The sequence below is a fragment of the Klebsiella sp. K-3 genome (assembly GCF_051207495.1).
Lineage (GTDB): Bacteria > Pseudomonadota > Gammaproteobacteria > Enterobacterales > Enterobacteriaceae > Klebsiella > Klebsiella aerogenes.
On the sequence record NZ_JBPNXF010000011.1, the window covers coordinates 1 to 15,946 of the forward strand.

General features: G+C 60.5%; 18 protein-coding genes. 3 read left to right on the top strand and 15 right to left on the bottom strand.

Going from position 1 to position 15,946, the window contains the following annotated elements; all coding sequences use genetic code 11:
* Nucleotides 1-107 (bottom strand): hypothetical protein (locus ACSEMK_RS18380; protein WP_141335444.1); only part of this gene is annotated, 107 nt, incomplete at its 3' end.
* A gap of 272 nt (nucleotides 108-379) precedes the next feature.
* On the opposite strand from ACSEMK_RS18380, the gene ACSEMK_RS18385 reads away from it, so the two are divergent.
* Nucleotides 380-1,114, top strand: a complete 735-nt coding sequence (locus ACSEMK_RS18385) for a response regulator (RefSeq protein ID WP_087859226.1) — start codon at nucleotides 380-382, stop codon at nucleotides 1,112-1,114.
* 28 nt (nucleotides 1,115-1,142) lie between these two features.
* Here ACSEMK_RS18385 and ACSEMK_RS18390 read toward each other — a convergent pair whose 3' ends face one another.
* The 3 genes from ACSEMK_RS18390 to ACSEMK_RS18400 are packed head-to-tail and all read right to left on the bottom strand — an operon-like array spanning nucleotide 1,143 to nucleotide 4,630.
* Nucleotides 1,143-2,084, bottom strand: coding sequence for an ABC transporter substrate-binding protein (locus ACSEMK_RS18390; RefSeq protein ID WP_087859227.1), 942 nt, complete (start codon nucleotides 2,082-2,084; stop codon nucleotides 1,143-1,145).
* 30 nt (nucleotides 2,085-2,114) lie between these two features.
* Nucleotides 2,115-3,113 carry an ABC transporter permease subunit gene (locus ACSEMK_RS18395; RefSeq protein ID WP_045380370.1) on the bottom strand — a complete coding sequence of 333 codons (999 nt, stop codon included), beginning with the start codon at nucleotides 3,111-3,113 and terminating at the stop codon, nucleotides 2,115-2,117.
* The gene (locus ACSEMK_RS18400; protein WP_430915358.1) at nucleotides 3,110-4,630 is read right to left on the bottom strand and encodes a sugar ABC transporter ATP-binding protein; all 1,521 of its coding nucleotides are present in this window, start codon (nucleotides 4,628-4,630) and stop codon (nucleotides 3,110-3,112) included. Before ACSEMK_RS18400 ends, ACSEMK_RS18395 begins: the two co-directional genes overlap by 4 nt.
* Before the next feature lie 189 nt (nucleotides 4,631-4,819).
* On the opposite strand from ACSEMK_RS18400, the gene ACSEMK_RS18405 reads away from it, so the two are divergent.
* Together ACSEMK_RS18405 and yjdP are read left to right on the top strand one after the other, a co-directional pair.
* On the top strand, nucleotides 4,820-7,105 hold the full coding sequence (locus ACSEMK_RS18405) for an ATP-binding protein (RefSeq protein ID WP_430915357.1): 2,286 nt from the start codon (nucleotides 4,820-4,822) through the stop codon (nucleotides 7,103-7,105).
* 70 nt (nucleotides 7,106-7,175) lie between these two features.
* Nucleotides 7,176-7,529, top strand: coding sequence for a DDRRRQL repeat protein YjdP (gene yjdP, locus ACSEMK_RS18410; RefSeq protein WP_113374718.1), 354 nt, complete (start codon nucleotides 7,176-7,178; stop codon nucleotides 7,527-7,529).
* A 22-nt stretch (nucleotides 7,530-7,551) separates the two neighbouring features.
* Here the strand turns inward: yjdP and phnP are convergent, their stop codons facing one another.
* The 11 genes from phnP to yjdN all read right to left on the bottom strand — a co-directional run bounded on the left by phnP (nucleotide 7,552) and on the right by yjdN (nucleotide 15,821).
* Nucleotides 7,552-8,310: a phosphonate metabolism protein PhnP gene (gene phnP, locus ACSEMK_RS18415; RefSeq protein WP_308958313.1), complete on the bottom strand. Its 759-nt coding sequence runs from the start codon at nucleotides 8,308-8,310 to the stop codon at nucleotides 7,552-7,554.
* 15 nt (nucleotides 8,311-8,325) lie between these two features.
* Complete coding sequence (phnN, locus tag ACSEMK_RS18420) at nucleotides 8,326-8,889, bottom strand: ribose 1,5-bisphosphokinase (protein WP_308958314.1); 564 nt, start codon at nucleotides 8,887-8,889, stop codon at nucleotides 8,326-8,328.
* A complete protein-coding gene (gene phnM / locus ACSEMK_RS18425) occupies nucleotides 8,889-10,025 on the bottom strand; it encodes an alpha-D-ribose 1-methylphosphonate 5-triphosphate diphosphatase (RefSeq protein ID WP_308958315.1) in 1,137 nt (378 codons plus the stop codon). The genes phnN and phnM overlap by 1 nt, the downstream gene beginning before the upstream one ends.
* Nucleotides 10,022-10,702, bottom strand: coding sequence for a phosphonate C-P lyase system protein PhnL (phnL, locus tag ACSEMK_RS18430; RefSeq protein ID WP_308958316.1), 681 nt, complete (start codon nucleotides 10,700-10,702; stop codon nucleotides 10,022-10,024). The genes phnM and phnL overlap by 4 nt, the downstream gene beginning before the upstream one ends.
* Nucleotides 10,703-10,809: 107 nt before the next feature.
* Nucleotides 10,810-11,568, bottom strand: a complete 759-nt coding sequence (gene phnK / locus ACSEMK_RS18435; RefSeq protein WP_042894298.1) for a phosphonate C-P lyase system protein PhnK — start codon at nucleotides 11,566-11,568, stop codon at nucleotides 10,810-10,812.
* The gene (locus ACSEMK_RS18440) at nucleotides 11,565-12,413 is read right to left on the bottom strand and encodes an alpha-D-ribose 1-methylphosphonate 5-phosphate C-P-lyase PhnJ (RefSeq protein ID WP_015368699.1); all 849 of its coding nucleotides are present in this window, start codon (nucleotides 12,411-12,413) and stop codon (nucleotides 11,565-11,567) included. Before ACSEMK_RS18440 ends, phnK begins: the two co-directional genes overlap by 4 nt.
* The gene (locus ACSEMK_RS18445) at nucleotides 12,406-13,470 is read right to left on the bottom strand and encodes a carbon-phosphorus lyase complex subunit PhnI (RefSeq protein ID WP_430915356.1); all 1,065 of its coding nucleotides are present in this window, start codon (nucleotides 13,468-13,470) and stop codon (nucleotides 12,406-12,408) included. Before ACSEMK_RS18445 ends, ACSEMK_RS18440 begins: the two co-directional genes overlap by 8 nt.
* Nucleotides 13,471-14,055 (bottom strand): phosphonate C-P lyase system protein PhnH, encoded by a 585-nt coding sequence (phnH, locus tag ACSEMK_RS18450; protein WP_435336622.1) that lies wholly within the window; start codon nucleotides 14,053-14,055, stop codon nucleotides 13,471-13,473.
* Nucleotides 14,052-14,504 carry a phosphonate C-P lyase system protein PhnG gene (gene phnG / locus ACSEMK_RS18455; protein WP_087859239.1) on the bottom strand — a complete coding sequence of 151 codons (453 nt, stop codon included), beginning with the start codon at nucleotides 14,502-14,504 and terminating at the stop codon, nucleotides 14,052-14,054. Before phnG ends, phnH begins: the two co-directional genes overlap by 4 nt.
* The gene (phnF, locus tag ACSEMK_RS18460) at nucleotides 14,505-15,230 is read right to left on the bottom strand and encodes a phosphonate metabolism transcriptional regulator PhnF (RefSeq protein WP_430915355.1); all 726 of its coding nucleotides are present in this window, start codon (nucleotides 15,228-15,230) and stop codon (nucleotides 14,505-14,507) included.
* Nucleotides 15,231-15,386: 156 nt separating this feature from the next.
* Complete coding sequence (gene yjdN / locus ACSEMK_RS18465) at nucleotides 15,387-15,821, bottom strand: VOC family metalloprotein YjdN (protein ID WP_430915354.1); 435 nt, start codon at nucleotides 15,819-15,821, stop codon at nucleotides 15,387-15,389.
* Nucleotides 15,822-15,946: the final 125 nt, after the last annotated feature.

Consider the following 15,946-nt stretch of genomic DNA (forward strand, 5'->3'; position numbering starts at 1 on the left):
GTTTTCCCCTGCGCCGCCTCAGCCCGGACGATTTTGCCGTTATCGACCACCAGGTTGATTTTGCAACCTGATGCGCAATACGGGCAAACCGTGACGACTTTTTTCATCGGTTTTGCTCCAGTTAATCAATTAGCGCTGACGCGCAATCGACCGTCACTATGCATCTTCTATGCCATGTTTTCATTGTGGGTATTGACGGATAGTACGCGGCTTTTTTGGGCGAAATGCTGACGAAAAACAGGTCATCGTCAGTTTTGACGTGACGAAAAGCCCGGAGATGTGACGCCGATTATAAAAACGGCAGGGAAAAATGGATTTGTCGTCGCCTGCTTGCACAATCGACCAGACTGACACTATTCCCGCCAGGCAGAGGTAAACCATGAAACCGGTCATTTTAGTGATTGATGATGACGCTGCGATCTGCGAGCTGCTGAGCGACGTGCTCGGCGCCCACGCGTTCGAGGTGGTGGCCTGCCAGAACGGCGGCGAAGCGCTGGCGACGGTCGCCCGGCGCGCAGATATTGCGCTGGCGCTGCTGGATATGATCTTGCCGGATACCAATGGATTGCTGGTGTTGCAACAGCTGCAGCGCACGCGGTCTGAGCTACCGGTGATAATGCTTTCCGGCCTGGGAAGCGAATCGGATGTGGTGGTCGGGCTGGAAATGGGCGCCGACGATTACATCGCCAAGCCGTTCAACGCGCGGGTAGTGGTGGCGCGCGTCAAGGCGGTGCTGCGGCGCAGCGGGGCGATCGGCACGGAAAGCCTCGTGCCGGGCGGAGATCATGGCCTGTTGTTTAACGGCTGGCGGCTGGATACCCGCCGTTGTGAGCTGTTTAATCCCCAGCAGCAGAGCGTGGCGTTAACCCAGGGGGAATATGGATTGTTGCTGGCGCTGGCGCAAAACGCCCGCCGGGTTCTGAACCGTGAACAGCTGCTGGCGCTGACCCATAATGAGAGCATGGAGGTATTCGACCGCACGATCGATGTGCTGATCATGCGCCTGCGGCGTAAAATTGAGGTCAATCCGCACCAGCCCACGTTGATTAAAACCCTGCGCGGGCTGGGCTACGTTTTCTCCGCTGACGTTATCCATAACGACAAAGCGGCCTAAGGGGAGACCCGTCAGCCGCTTTGCAGCGTTATTTCACCGTCCAGCCCTTATAGCTGCTGACGTTATTTTTATCGATCATCTTCACCGGGATCAGCACCGGCGCGGTCGGCGCGGGCTTGCCCTGCAAAATGTCATAACCGATTTCCACCGCCTTCGCCGCCATGACCTGCGGGTCCTGCGCCGGCGTGGCGACGAACAGCGAATTCTTACGCTTCAGCGCCTCTTCGCCGTCCGGGCTGCCGTCGACGCCCACGATAAAGAACTCGCTGCGTTGCGCCTGTTTCGCCGCCAGATCGGCGCCAATCGCCGTCGGATCGTTAATCGCGAACACGCCGTCAATCTTCGGATTTGCCGCCAGCAGCGACGTCATCACCTCCAGTCCGCCTTCGCGGCTGCCTTTAGCGTTCTGGTTGGCGGAGAGGATTTTGATATCCGGATGTTTTTTGAATTCGGTTTCGCAGCCTTCGACGCGGTTCTGCACGGCGGAAACCGGCGGCCCGTTAATAATCACCACGTTGCCTTTGTTGTTCAGGCGATCGCTAATGTATTTACAGGCCATAGCGCCCGCTTGGGTGTTATCGGAGGTGATGGTGGCATCCGCGCCTTCGGCGGCGACGTCAACCGCCACCACCACGATCCCGGCCTCTTTCGCCCGCTTCACCGCCGGGCCGATACCTTTTGAATCAGCGGCGTTGAGGATGATCATATCGACTTTGGCGGCGATAAAATTATCGATCTGCGCTACCTGCTGTCCCAGGTCGTAGCCGCTCGACACCAGCGTGACCTTCACTTTGTCCCCCGCCAGCTTGCGTGCTTCCAGCTCGGCCCCCTTGGTGATTTGCACGAAGAACGGGTTGGCGAGGTCGCCTACCGTCACGCCTATCGCTTGTAGATCTTTGGCCGACGCAAAAGGGGAGGCGGCCAGCAGCGCGCCGGCACACAGCGCGGTCACTATCGGTTTTAAACGCATTCGCTTTTCCTCGCAGGTAAGATGTTGTTGTTATGCACTTTGGTGGTGTCGGGTACGGTATTTGTCGATCAGCACCGCTATGATGATCACCGCCCCTTTGATCACCAATTGCCAGAAGTAGGAGACGCCCATCAGCGTCATGCCGTTGTTGAGGGTGGCGATAATCAGTGCCCCCACCAGCGTACCGGTGATGGTGCCGATACCGCCGACGAAACTGGTACCGCCGAGGATCACCGCGGCAATGGCGTCCAGCTCATAGCCGACGCCGAGGTTGCCGTTGGCGCTGTACAGCCGGGAGGCGCTCATCACCCCGCCGAGCCCGGAAAGCAGCCCGCTCATGCCGTAGACGAACAGCAGCACCAGCCAGACTTTAATCCCCGTCAGCCGCGCCGCCTGCATATTGCCGCCGACGGCGTAAATATGAATACCGAGGGTGGTGCGGCGCAGGATAAACCAGCACACCGCCACGACCGCCAGCGCAATCACCACCAGCCACGGCACCGGGCCGAGATAGTTATTGCCGATCCATTCAAAACTAATATCGGAGTTGATCACCGTGGTGCCGTCGGCTAGCAGATAGGCGGCGCCGCGCAGCGCGGTGTAGGTGCCAAGGGTGACAATAAACGGCGGTAGTCCGGCGAAGGCCACCAGCGCGCCGTTGAACAGCCCGAGCAGCAGGCCGAGCATCAGGGCCGCCGGAATCGACAGCATCGCGAATTGTGGGATGAGCGATACCACCATCGCCGCAACCGCGGTGGTGCCGAGAATTGACCCCACCGACAGATCGATACCGCCGGTCAGAATAATAAAGGTCATCCCCGCCGCCAGCACGATGTTGATGGAGGACTGGCGGGTAATATTCAGCAGGTTGCTTTCAGTAAAGAAATTCGGCGCGACGAAGCCGAACACCGCGACGATCAGGATTAAAATCGGCAGGATGCCGACGGTTTGCATCAGGTCGCCCATCAGCATTTTTTTTGCCGAGGCGGATTTCGCCGCCGGCGCGGAGGTCTCTTTCGGTATGCTCATGCTTGTCCTGCCTTAAGGTGAGAATCGTTCACGCCGGTCGCCAGCGTCATAATGCTTTCCTGACTAATCTCGCCAACCTGCAACTCGCCGGCGATAGCGCCTTCGCGCATCACGTATACCCGGTCGCTCATGCCTACGATTTCCGGCAATTCGCTGGAGATCATTAAAATGGCGACGCCCTGGCGGGCCATCTGATTCATGATGCGGTAAATCTCGCTTTTGGCGCCGACGTCAACGCCGCGGGTCGGCTCATCCAGAATGAGAATGCGCGGGCCGATCGCCACCCAGCGTGAAATCAGCAGCTTTTGCTGATTGCCGCCGGAAAGCCCGCCGGCGCGTACCTGGGCATGTGGGACGCGGATGTTCAGCAGCTGGATGGCGTCATCGGAGATGGTTTGCGCCTTCTTACGGTCGAGCATCCCCCAATTGGCGTCGCGCTCAAGCGTCGCCATGGTGATGTTCTCCTGCGCCGCCAGTTCGAGAAATAGACCCTGTTCCTTACGGTTTTCGGTCAGAAAGCCGATCCCGAGGTCGATCGCTTCGCGCGGCGAGTGAATAACAACCGGTTCGCCGTCGATTTCAATCACCCCGCCCGTCGCTTTACGGACGCCGAAAATCAGCTGCGCCAGCTCGGAACGCCCGGCGCCGACCAGCCCGGCCAGGCCAACGATTTCCCCGGCGTGCACCACCAGGCTGCTGGGATGCACTTTGCCGCCGTCGCTGAGATCCTGCACCCGCAGGCGCGGCTGGCCGCGCGGGATATCGCGCTCTTTATTGAACAGATCGCTGAGCGGACGGCCAACCATCATGCGTACTAATTCGGGGGCGCTAAGGTGGTCGCGGGTGAGGCTGCCGACATACTGGCCATCGCGCAGCACGCTGACCCGGTCGGAGAGTTCATACACCTCCGCCATGCGGTGGCTGATGTAGATGATTGCCATCCCTTCATCGCGCAGGCGCAAAATCAGCTCAAACAGGCGCTGCGTTTCCCGCGAGGAGAGGGCGGCGGTAGGTTCATCCATCACCAGAATGCGGCTGTTGCGATGCAGCGCGCGGGCGATTTCCACCTGCTGCTGTTCGGCGATAGTCAGCTTCATCACCCGGTCGCTGGCTTTGAACTGCGCGCCGAGCCGGTCGATAACCGCCTGCGCCTGGGACTCCATCTCTTTACGTTGTACCAGACCGCCGCGGGAAAGCTCGCTGCCGAGGAAAATGTTTTCCGCGACGGTGAGGTTAGGCGCCAGCTGCATCTCCTGATAGATCAAGGTGATCCCTGCCGCCAGCGCCTCCTTCGGGCCTCTGATCGTCTGTGGTTGTCCGTCGATCAGGATCTCGCCGCTGGAGGCGGTATAGGCGCCGGCGAGGATCTTCATCAACGTGCTTTTTCCCGCGCCGTTTTCGCCCATCAGCGCGTGGATCTCGCCGGGCCAGACCGTCAGATCCACCCCTTTCAGCGCATAAAACTTGCCGAAAACTTTGGCGATGTTGCGCATGGATAGCACCGGTGTTCCCTGCATGCCTGCTCTCCTGGCTGCGTTGTTGATGTCGGCACTTCATCACCGCAACGTAAATGAGTGATGTCATCGGCCATTCATAATTGTCATATTTTTGAATAGTTAATACAGATCACAATTACGCCGAGAAATTTTCTTCACCTTCGGCGATAGTCCGGGAATGATGGGAGAAAACGCCTGACCGGAGTCGCCATGTCTTCTCGCCATCCGTACTTTTTCGTTAGCGCCCGCGGTCGCCTGCTGTCATTTAACTTGTTGATGGTGGCGGTGACGTTAATGGTCGCCGGAGTGGCGATTTTCGGTTTTCGCCATGCCAGTCAGTTGCAGGAGCAGGTGCAGCTGCAAACGCTTACCGACATGAGCGGCAGTATGAATCTGGCGCGTGATACCGCGAACGTCGCCACCGCGGCGGTACGGCTGTCGCAGGTAGTAGGCGCGCTGGAGTATAAAAGCGAAGCGGAACGGCTGCTGGAAACCCAACAGGCGCTGAAGCATTCTCTTGGACAACTGGCCTCGGCGCCGCTGGCACGGCAGGAACAGACGCTGGTGGCGAGCATTATTCGCCGCAGCAACGAGCTGCAGCAGAGCGTCGGCGGCATGCTGGAGCGCGGGCAGCGTCGCCATCTGCAGCGCAATGAACTGCTGAGCGCGCTGTATCAAAACCAGAGCTATTTGCGTCATTTGCAGGATCTCAACGATCGCGAGGGTAAACCGGCGATCGATCCTCAGCGTTTAAACGAGATGGACCGGCTGATCGTCGCCGCGATACACACTGCGACGCCGCGTTCAATCGTCCTGCAGCTCGATGACATCAGACGCTTTTTACCGCGCAACGATAGCGATTCAGAGCAGGCGTTTATCCTGCCGGATTTCAACACCGAGTTGGCGCGGCTGGCGCCGCTATCGGCGCAGCTTGAAGAGAGCGATCTGGCGATAGGCTGGTATATGTTTCATATCAAAGCGCTGGTTGCGCTGCTTAATGATGATATTAATCAGTATGTTGCCAGAGTAGCCCAGGCATCTGAGGCACGGGCGGCGCAAAGCCACCAGCAGTTGCGCTCCATCAGCACATTTATCCTGCTGGCCGCGCTGCTGGCGCTGGCGATTACCGGCTGCGCCGGTTGGTATATTTATCGTAATCTCGGCCTTAATCTGAACGCGATATCCGGCGCGATGTCGCGGCTGGCGCACGGCGAGCAGAATGTGACGGTGCCGGCTCTGCAGCGGCGCGATGAGCTTGGCGAACTGGCGCGCGCCTTTAACGTTTTCGCCCGTAATACCGCTTCCCTTGAGCACACCACCCGCCTGCTGCGGGAGAAAACCACCCAGATGGAAATTGACCGCATTGAGCGACAGGGGCTGGAAGAGGCGCTGCTGCATAGCCAAAAAATGAAAGCCGTCGGCCAACTGACCGGCGGCCTGGCGCACGATTTTAACAACCTGCTGGCGGTTATTATCGGCAGCCTCGAACTGGTACAGCCGGATGAGCGCGATGCGCCGCGGATATCGCGGGCGCTGAAGGCCGCCGAACGCGGCGCCTTACTTACTCAGCGGCTGCTGGCCTTTTCGCGTAAACAGGCGCTGAACCCGCAGGCGGTGGCGCTACAGCCATTGCTGGAGAACGTCTGTGAACTGATGCGCCATTCGCTCCCCGCATCGTTGCGTCTCGAAATTGAAGCGCAGTCTCCCGCCTGGCCGGCGTGGATCGATGTCGGGCAACTGGAAAACGCGATTATCAATCTGGTGATGAACGCCCGCGACGCCATGGAGGGACGGCCAGGCGTTATCGCGCTGCGTACCTGGAACCAGCGGGTTACCCGTAGCGATGGACGACGTCAGGATATGGTGGCGCTGGAGGTGATTGATCACGGCTGCGGCATGTCGCAGGAGATAAAAACGCAGGTCTTCGAGCCCTTCTTTACCACCAAACAGACCGGTAGCGGCAGCGGGCTTGGGCTGTCGATGGTGTACGGTTTTGTGCGCCAGTCGGGCGGGCGTGTGGCGATTGAAAGCGCGCCGGGGCAGGGCACCACCGTACGTTTACAGCTGCCGCGAGCCACGTCAGCGGCGGAGGATGAACGAGCACCGTTGGATAGCGAACCGATAACGAGCGGCGAGCGGCTGGCTTTGGTGCTTGAGGATGAAGCCGATGTGCGCCAGACGTTATGCGAGCAGTTGCATCAGCTGGGCTGGCTGACGCTGGAGGCGCAAAGCGGCGAGCAGGCGCTGCAGATGCTGGCGGCCTCCAGGGATATCGCGTTATTGATTAGCGATTTAATGCTCCCCGGCGGGCTGAGCGGCGCCGAGGTGATTCACGAAGCGCAACGCCGTTTCCCGGCGGTGGCGCTGCTATTGATTAGCGGCCAGGATTTGCGCCCGGCGCATAACCCGGCGTTGCCGGAGGTGGAACGGCTGCGCAAGCCTTTTACCCGTACGCAGCTGGCGCAGGCGTTGCGTGCGGCGATGGCGCGGATTTGAGATTCCTCCGCTACACGCCGCACATACGGTTGATTAAGGTACCGCCAGTACCCTGATGAGACTGGCCCCGATGAAACGTTACGCAACCGCTCTGTTTTTTTGCACGCTGGCGCTGAGCAGCCAATTGGCCCACGCCGATATTATTGATGACGCTATTGGTAATATTCAGCAAGCCATCAACGATGCCTACAATCCGGGCAGCAGCCGTTCCGACGACGACGACGGGCGCTATGACGACGGACGCTACGATGACGGCAGCTATCAGGGCAGCCGCCAGCAGCGTAGGGATAATCAGCAGCAATATAACGATCGCCAGCGCCAGCTTGACGACCGCCGTCGCCAGCTGGATGAGCGCCAGCACCAGCTCGATAGCGATCGCCGCCAGTTGGAAAGCGATCAGCGCCGTCTCGACAACGATTACTGATTTTCCATTGCCATGACGCCGGTTACTCCAGCACGATCTCCATGCCGTCGTATCCCGCCTCGAAACCTTTCGGCAGCGGGTTAGTCATCATCCAGCGGTCGAACTGATGGCTGATATGGGTGAGGATCACCCGCGGGCAGCCAAGTACCTGGTTCAGTGCGCGCACGGTATTCAAGTCGCTGTGGTTGCGCGGCGTCTGCGCTCTGGGCTCGTAGCTGCAATCGATGACAATCACCTGCGGCTGATTATTAAGTAAAAACTTCAGCGTCTTCTCCGGCAGCCCGGCGGTATCCGCAAGCCATGCCACCCGGCTGTGCGCCGACTCCAGCAGATAGCCGTAGGTCAGCTTCGAGTGGATTAACGGCAGCGGCGTGACCTGTAGCCCCTGTAGTTCAAATACCGTGAAGGGGGTAACGGCGTGGCTAAAATCGAGGATGCCGGGATGTTTAAACAGATCGTCGCAGCCGATGTCATCCGGCGGGCCGTACACCGCAATCGGATCGCCCACGCCCCAGCGCAGGGGGAACAGCCCCTGTACGTGGTCCATATGGTAATGCGTTAATAAAATCTGCTGGAAGCTGCCCGCGGGCTGGCGTTCCGCCAGATCCGCCAGCCCGGCGTCGAGCAGCGTGACCGCATGGTTAAAGCGCACCACCGCGCTGCAGGGGCGGCGGCGATAGCGCGCATCGACGCGGGCGCGCTGGCAGGCGGCGCAATCGCAGCCGAAGACCGGCACCTGCTGGGCGCCGCCGGTGCCGGTCAGGCGGATCGTCAGGCTCATCGTATTACCTTACCCTCAGGCATGCTGATTCTCTTCACGCCCGGCGTGCTGGCGCAACAGCTGGAAGAAACGCTCTACCGATTGCCCGAGGCTGCCGTCGTTATTCAACGTCAGGCAGTCGGCCGGTTTATAACGCGCGGCGCGTTGCAGGCGTTGGGCGATTTCCACGGCATTTTCCCGGCCGCGCTGTTCAAGCCGCTGGCGCAATACCTGTGGCGAGACTTCGAGACAAATTGGTACCAGTACGTCATCGTAACGTTCCCGCGCCTGCGCCAGATGCGCGCGCGAGCCGTTGGCGACGACATCAAAACCGGTATGCAGCCAGAGGTCGATCTCCACGCCGACGCCATAGTAATTATTGTTGGCATGCCAGCTTAGCGCGAAAAGATTACGCTCGGCGCGGGTGAAAAACTCATGCTCGCTCAGCGCAATATGGTTCTCGCAGCCCGCCTGGTGCGGGCGGGTGATGTAGCGATGCGCGACCAGCAGTTGCGGATGCTCACGCTGGCGCAGCGCGGCCAGCAGGCTATCTTTTCCCGACCCGGAGGGGCCGACCAGCCAAATCAGTTTTCCAGGCATTAAAAGACCCTCTTTCCCTGACGCCAGACGTGGTCGATATGGACGTGCTCGCCGCGGCGGCGCGCCAGCACCAGATCGGCGCGTTTGCCTTCGGCGATGACGCCGCGGTCATGCAGACCCAGCGCCTGCGCCGGATGTTTGCTGACCAAACGGACAGCCTGCGCCAGCGTAAAAGCGTTGTCGTCGCTATCGGCGATGCGGAAAGCGGCATCAAGCAGGCTGGCGGGGTAGTAGTCGGAAGAGAGAATATCTAACAGGCCGCTGGCGGCCAGTTTATGCGCGGCGACATTGCCGGAATGAGAGCCGCCGCGCACGATATTTGGCGCCCCCATCAACACATTCATTCCATGCTGGCGCGAAGCCTGCGCGGCGGCCAATGTGGTGGGAAACTCGGCGATCACGCTGCCAAGCAGGTGGGATTCGGCGACATGTTCATGAGTGGCGTCGTCGTGGCTGGCGAGAGCGATTTGGCGCTCCCGGCACATCGCGGCGATAGCCTGGCGATTAGGCTGCGACCAGGCCGCCGCCAGCGCCATTTGCTCCTCTTCGAAGCGTAGCATCTGCTCGCTGCTGAGCTGATATTTACCCTGATAATATTCGCGATATTTTTCGCGGTTGGCGAACTGGCGTTGACCTGGCGAGTGATCCATCAGCGACACCAGAGTGACCGGCTCGCGGTCGACCAGCTTTTCAAACAGCGGCAGAGTGGTGTGGTGCGGCAGTTCACAGCGCAGATGCAGGCGATGCTCGGCGCGGTTAAGCCCGCGTTTTTGCGTCTCTTCCACCGCGTTGATCATCTTTTCCAGATTCTCAAGGCGGTCGCCGCCGTCGCGCACGTCGCCAATCGCCACGGCGTCGAGTACGGTGGTGATGCCGCTGGCGACCATCAAAGCATCGTGGCTGCTCATCGCCGAGTGTGCAGGCCAGTCAACCTTTGGCCGCGGGGTGAAGAATTTATCCAGGTTATCGGTATGGAGTTCGATAAGCCCCGGCAGCAGCCAGCCTCCTTCGCCATCGAGGGCGCCGGGCAGCCGGCTCTGGCTCTCGGCAAAGGCGTAAATTCGTCCCTCCTGCACTTCCAGCGAACCGTCGATGGTTTCGTCTTCCAGTACCAGTTTTACGTTATTGATTATCATACTGTGATACCCATTGGGTGCAGGCGGTCGGCGACCTGGCCGCGTACCGTTTCATCATGGAAAATACCGACGATGGCCGCGCCGCGGGCTTTAGCCTGCTGGATCAGCGCCACCACCGCGGCGCTGTTGTTGGTATCCAACGAGGCGGTGGGTTCATCAAGGAGTAAAATCGGATAGTCGACCGCAAAACCGCGGGCGATGTTGACCCGCTGCTGTTCGCCGCCGGAAAAGGTGGATGGCGCCAGATGCCACAGACGCTCCGGCACGTTGAGATGGCTCAGCAGACGGGCGGCTTTAGCGGCGCTCTCTTCGCGCGGCGTACCAAGGTCGAGCAGCGGCTGCATGACGACTTCCAGCGCGGATATCCGCGGGATCACCCGCAAAAATTGGCTGACCCAGCCGATGGTGGTTTTACGCACTTCCAGCACCTTGCGCGGCGTGGCGGTCACCAGATCCACCCATTCGTCGCCGTGGCGGATATGAATATGACCGCTGTCCGGCAGATAGTTAGCGTACAGCGAGCGCAGCAGCGTCGATTTACCGCTGCCGGAATGGCCGTGCAGCACCACGCACTCCCCGGCGTTAACGGAGAGCGAAGCGTCGGCGAGCACCGGCAGACGTACGCCGTGCTGTTGGTGCAGAACAAAGGTTTTATGGATGTTTTCAACGCGGATCATTTTAGCCCTCTCGGGGTTGGAGTGCCGGGTGGCGCTTCGCTTACCCGGCCTACGAATAACGCACCTGTAGGCCGGATAAGGCGCAGCCGCCATCCGGCAAAACAGCATCAATTCTGCAACACCGACGACACCAGCAGCTGGGTGTAAGGATGATGCGGATCGTCGAGCACCCGGTCGGTTAAGCCACTTTCCACCACCTGTCCTTGTTTCATCACCAGCAGACGGTTCGCCAGCAGGCGGGCGACGCCGAGATCGTGGGTGACGATCACCGCCGCCAGCCCTAACTCCACCACCAGCCCGCGCAGGAGATCGAGCAGGCGCGCCTGTACCGAGACGTCCAGCCCGCCGGTGGGTTCATCCATAAACACCAGTTTCGGCTGCGTCACGAGATTGCGGGCGATTTGTAAGCGCTGCTGCATGCCGCCGGAAAAGGTGGTCGGCAGGTCGTCGATGCGGGAAGGCGGGATCTCCACCTCCTGCAGCCAGCGTTCGGCGGTGGCGCGAATGTCGCCGTAGTGGCGGGCGCCGGTCGCCATCAGCCGTTCACCGATGTTGCCGCCCGCCGAGACCTGGCGACGCAGGCCGTCCATCGGGTGCTGATGCACAACGCCCCATTCGGTGCGTAGCAGGCGGCGGCGTTCGGCTTCGCTCATGGCGTATAGCGATCGCTGTTGATACCGCACTTCACCCTGTTGCGGCGCCAGACGAGCGGAAATCGCTTTCAGCAGCGTGGTTTTACCGGAGCCGGATTCACCGACGATACCGAGCACTTCGCCCGGCCACAGCTCGAAAGAGACATCGCTAAAACCTTTGCCCGGCGCATAGAGATGGGTCAGGTGATTGACTGCAAGTAACGGCTGGCTCATTTTTTCTGCGCCTCGCTCTGTTGGCGGCAATAGTCGGTATCGGAGCAGACAAACATCCGCTGGCCGCTGTCATCCAGCACCACTTCGTCAAGATAGCTGTGACGCGAACCGCAAATGGCGCAGGGTTCATCCCACTCCTGCACGCTAAACGGGTGATCGTCGAAATCGAGGCTTTCGACTGCGGTATAGGGCGGCACCGCGTAGATACGTTTTTCGCGCCCGGCGCCGAACAGCTGCAGCGCCGGCATCATGTGCATTTTGGGGTTATCGAATTTCGGGATCGGCGAAGGGTCCATCACGTAGCGGCCGTTCACCTTCACCGGATAGGCGTAGGTGGTGGCGATATGGCCGAAGCGGGCGATATCCTCATACAGCTTCACCTGCATTACGCCGTACTCTTCCAGCGCGTGCATGGTGCGGGTTTCGGTTTCGCGCGGTTCGATAAAGCGCAGCGGCTCCGGGATCGGCACCTGATAGATCAGGATCTGATCTTCCACCAGCGGCGTTTCCGGGATCCGGTGGCGGGTCTGGATCAGGGTGGCGTCTTCGGTGCGTTCGGTGGTGGCGACGCCGGTTACGCGTTTAAAGAACTGGCGGATCGACACCGCGTTGGTGGTGTCATCGGCGCCCTGATCGATGACCTTCAGTACGTCGTTCTCGCCGATAACGCTGGCGGTCAGTTGGATCCCGCCGGTACCCCAACCGTAGGGCATCGGCATTTCGCGGCCGCCGAAGGGCACCTGATAGCCGGGAATGGCCACCGCTTTCAGTATCGCCCGGCGGATCATGCGCTTGGTTTGCTCATCAAGATAAGCAAAGTTATAGCCAGTCAGTGGGTTAGCCACGTTCGTTCTCCCGTTGCAGGCGTTTCAACAGCGCCAGTTCGGCCTGGAAATCGACATAGTGCGGCAGTTTCAGATGCGAGACGAAGCCGGCGGCTTCAACGTTATCGGCATGCGCCAGCACGAACTCTTCGTCCTGGGCCGGGCCGCTTATCTCTTCGCCGTATTCCGGCGCCTGAAGGGCGCGGTCGACCAGCGCCATGGCCATCGCTTTACGCTCGCTCATGCCAAACGTCAGGCCGTAGCCGCGGGTGAAGTGCGGCGGCTCATCCTTTGGATCGACAAAGCCGTTGACCATTTCGCATTCGGTCAGCAACAGCTCGCCAATATTGACGCTAAAGCCCAGCTCTTCCGGCACGATTTCCACCTGTACGTAGCCGCTGCGGATCTCGCCGGCAAACGGATGGTTGCGGCCATAGCCGCGCTGGGTTGAGTAGGCCAGCGCCAGCAAATAGCCTTCATCGCCGCGTACCAGTTGCTGCAGCCTTGAGGAGCGCGAGCAGGGATAGACCGGCGGGGTGCGGGTGATATCGTCAGGCGCCGCGCCGCAGTCCGCTTCCGCTTTGGCCAGCCCCTGCTGCGCCAGCAGGTTGAAGATGTGCGGCGTCGGCTGCGTTTCGCTACCGGCTTTCTGCACCGACGGCGGTTCGCCGTTGGCCAACAGGGCAAAATCGAGCAGGCGGTGGGTATAGTCGTAAGTGGGGCCCAGCAGCTGGCCGCCGGGGATATCTTTGTACACCGCGGAGATCCGGCGCTCGAGGCGCATCCCGGCGGTATCAACCGGTTCGCTGACCGCCAGCCGCGGCAGGGTGGTGCGGTAGGCGCGCAGCAGGAAAATGGCTTCGACGTTATCGCCGCTGGCCTGCTTCAGCGCCAGCGCCGCCAGTTCGCGGTCGGCAATGCCGCCTTCGGTCATCACCCGGTCCACCGCCAGGCTGAGCTGTTCGCTTATCTGCTCGACGCTCAGTTCGGGAAGCCGTCCATCGCCCCGTCGTTTCTGCTCTTGCAAGGCGTGAGCGGCGCTAATCGCCTTCTCGCCGCCTTTGACGGCAACATACATTTAGCACACCTCCACGTGGGTGGTACGCGGGATAGCCAGCAGGCGCTCGCCGCAGGTCAGGATCAGGTCAATGCCCAGCGGGAACGGGTGCGGGCGTTCGGTTAATTCGTCGATGATGCAGTCTGGCAGCTGTGGGGCGATCATTCGCTCCTCGGCAATGCCCGCGCCGGTCAGGCGCAGCATGCGTCCGCCGCTCAGGCTGGCTAGTTGAACAATCAGCGTGACGCCGGTTTCCGGCGCGGCAGCAGTACCGGCGGAAAGGACATTAAGCTGTTCGGCGCTGATGGTGTCGCAGGCGACGGCAAATACCGCCTGCTGCGGCTGTTCCACCAGCGTCGCGCCGGTATGGAAGCGAAGATTTTGGCTGACCAGATCGTTATGCAGCGCGGCGGCCATCCACACCGGGGTGTCGTGATCGGCCAGCGTCAGCAGCAAGCTGGGGGAGGCGATATTCAGCGGCTGCCAGCCGTGCTGAAGCTGCTGCAGGGAGACAATCACTCCCGGCTCGCTCATTGCTTTCAGCAGGCGGCGGAAACTGTGTTGGGCATCCTGCACCGGTAGGGTAAAGGCGGTTTGTAATGTCATGCGTTATCTCCGCGAACCAGAGTAAAGAAGTCGACCCGGCTGGCGTTGACTTCGGCGCGGCGGGCGTCAAGGCGCGCGCTGCGTTGTGCTTCCAGCGGGGTAATGAGGGTTTCCATTAAGGTGTGAAAATAGTGAGGCGATTGCAGCAGGCCGTCGATCGCCGCACAGCGCTCGGCGTGGGGGCGGTCGCGGCCCAAAATCCAGCTGTAGCCGAGGGTGCCATCGGCCAGGCGTACGGCGGCGCGGGTCAGGGTGGCGTCGCCGGCAAAGAAGCGTTCGCCGATGCCGCCCATGCGCGCCTGGAGCTGTACCAGCCCGGTTTCCGGGGCGCGAATTAATTCATACTCCGGCGCCAGCCGCAGCGATTGCATGCGCGCCAGAAGGTCCTGCGGTTCACTGTGGGCCAGTACGGACATCCAGCGCTGGCGGGTGGCGGTATCGAAGTGCATTCAGTGCTCCATGGTGAATTCAATCATGTCGGCGCGGGTTAGGCTGACGGAGTACTCCGTCGTGACTGTCTCGCCCTCGCGGCTATTGAGCGTACGTACGCACAGCAGCGGCGCCATATTGGGGATTTCCAGCAGCTTGCTCTCTTTCGCCTGCGCGCGGCGGGCGCTGATTTTGGTGCGCACGCGGGTCAGTTTGACGGCGAGCTGGTCGCGCAGCAGGTCGTGGAGCGAACCGTGGGTGAAGGTTTGCAGCACCGGCCAGAAGCGCAGGTCGGCGAAGTAGTGGTCAATCAAACACAGCGCCACGCCGTTGACCCGGCGCAGGGTGCGCAGATGAATGACGGTTTCGCCTTCGGCAATGCCAAAGGCTTCGGCAACGTGGCTGCTGGCCGGGCGCAGCACCGACAGCAGTTTCTCGCTGGTCGGGTGGCTGCCTTGTTCCAGCAGGTTCTGGCTGAAGCGTGCCTGGGCGTTGAGCGGGTAGTCGATGGGGCGCATCAATACCAGCACGCCGACGCCCTGGCGGCGCTGGACCCAGCCGCGTTCCACCAGTTGATCGATAGCCCGGCGTAGGGTGTGGCGGTTGACTTCAAAGCGCGCCGCCAGCTGCTGTTCCGCAGGCAAATAATCGCCGCAGCGATAGTGATGGCGCAGTTCCTGTTCAAGCCTGGCGGCAATTTCCTGATACCGGGTGGGGTAACTGGTCGGATGTCTGGATAAGTACATGGTTATCGAGCCTCACTAAGCACCTTGGGGATCCCCGTTGAGCGTGGGCCGATACTGACGCGTTTTTGTTACATTCCTGTTAAGTCACGATGACCGCAGGATGAAGAGTTAATGCCGGTGAGATGACAGGGCGGAGAAGCCGCCCTGGAGAGAAGATTAGGGTTGTTTGACGACGTTAACCATCCACGGCACGCCGAAGCGATCGACGACTTTGCCGAAACCGTGGGCCCAGAAGGTCTCCTGCCACGCCATTTCGATGCGCCCGCCATCGGCCAGCGCTTCAAACCAGTGTTTGCCTTCAGCAATATCTTTCGGCTCCAGCACGAGGACGAATCCCGCGTAATGTTCCATGTCGCTACTGGGGCTATCGCTCAGCATCAGAATACTGTCGGCGACCTGCAGGCTGGCGTGGGCGATGCAGTCGGCGGCAAGATGCTGCCCGGAGGCGCAGCCATCGTCGGCATCCTGGGCGCTCTGCGGCATTTCGCCGTAGGTGATTTGGTGGATAAGTTGCGCCGCCAGCGCCTGCTGATAGAAGGCGATGGCGGCAGCGCAGTTGCCGCTAAAAGCAATGTAAGGACTCAGGGACATAACCATGACCTCAGATAACCAATGACCCCTAAAGCGTAGTTGGTGACGGGCAAAAGAAGCCAGGCGGCAAAGCGGGGTGAATTTTTCTGAAAATGCGTCGCCGCGTGGCGGGAAGGCAGAGACGA

What these genes read in the sequence shown, in the direction of transcription:
- phnF (WP_430915355.1), bottom strand. Translation starts at nt 15,230, where the DNA reads ATGTACTTATCCAGACATCCGACCAGTTACCCCACCCGGTATCAGGAA.
- phnH (WP_435336622.1), bottom strand. Translation starts at nt 14,055, where the DNA reads ATGACATTACAAACCGCCTTTACCCTACCGGTGCAGGATGCCCAACAC.
- yjdP (WP_113374718.1), top strand. Translation starts at nt 7,176, where the DNA reads ATGAAACGTTACGCAACCGCTCTGTTTTTTTGCACGCTGGCGCTGAGC.
- phnL (WP_308958316.1), bottom strand. Translation starts at nt 10,702, where the DNA reads ATGATCCGCGTTGAAAACATCCATAAAACCTTTGTTCTGCACCAACAG.
- ACSEMK_RS18400 (WP_430915358.1), bottom strand. Translation starts at nt 4,630, where the DNA reads ATGCAGGGAACACCGGTGCTATCCATGCGCAACATCGCCAAAGTTTTC.
- phnK (WP_042894298.1), bottom strand. Translation starts at nt 11,568, where the DNA reads ATGAGCCAGCCGTTACTTGCAGTCAATCACCTGACCCATCTCTATGCG.
- phnM (WP_308958315.1), bottom strand. Translation starts at nt 10,025, where the DNA reads ATGATAATCAATAACGTAAAACTGGTACTGGAAGACGAAACCATCGAC.
- ACSEMK_RS18385 (WP_087859226.1), top strand. Translation starts at nt 380, where the DNA reads ATGAAACCGGTCATTTTAGTGATTGATGATGACGCTGCGATCTGCGAG.
- phnN (WP_308958314.1), bottom strand. Translation starts at nt 8,889, where the DNA reads ATGCCTGGAAAACTGATTTGGCTGGTCGGCCCCTCCGGGTCGGGAAAA.
- ACSEMK_RS18405 (WP_430915357.1), top strand. Translation starts at nt 4,820, where the DNA reads ATGTCTTCTCGCCATCCGTACTTTTTCGTTAGCGCCCGCGGTCGCCTG.
- ACSEMK_RS18445 (WP_430915356.1), bottom strand. Translation starts at nt 13,470, where the DNA reads ATGTATGTTGCCGTCAAAGGCGGCGAGAAGGCGATTAGCGCCGCTCAC.
- ACSEMK_RS18395 (WP_045380370.1), bottom strand. Translation starts at nt 3,113, where the DNA reads ATGAGCATACCGAAAGAGACCTCCGCGCCGGCGGCGAAATCCGCCTCG.
- yjdN (WP_430915354.1), bottom strand. Translation starts at nt 15,821, where the DNA reads ATGTCCCTGAGTCCTTACATTGCTTTTAGCGGCAACTGCGCTGCCGCC.
- ACSEMK_RS18390 (WP_087859227.1), bottom strand. Translation starts at nt 2,084, where the DNA reads ATGCGTTTAAAACCGATAGTGACCGCGCTGTGTGCCGGCGCGCTGCTG.
- phnG (WP_087859239.1), bottom strand. Translation starts at nt 14,504, where the DNA reads ATGCACTTCGATACCGCCACCCGCCAGCGCTGGATGTCCGTACTGGCC.
- phnP (WP_308958313.1), bottom strand. Translation starts at nt 8,310, where the DNA reads ATGAGCCTGACGATCCGCCTGACCGGCACCGGCGGCGCCCAGCAGGTG.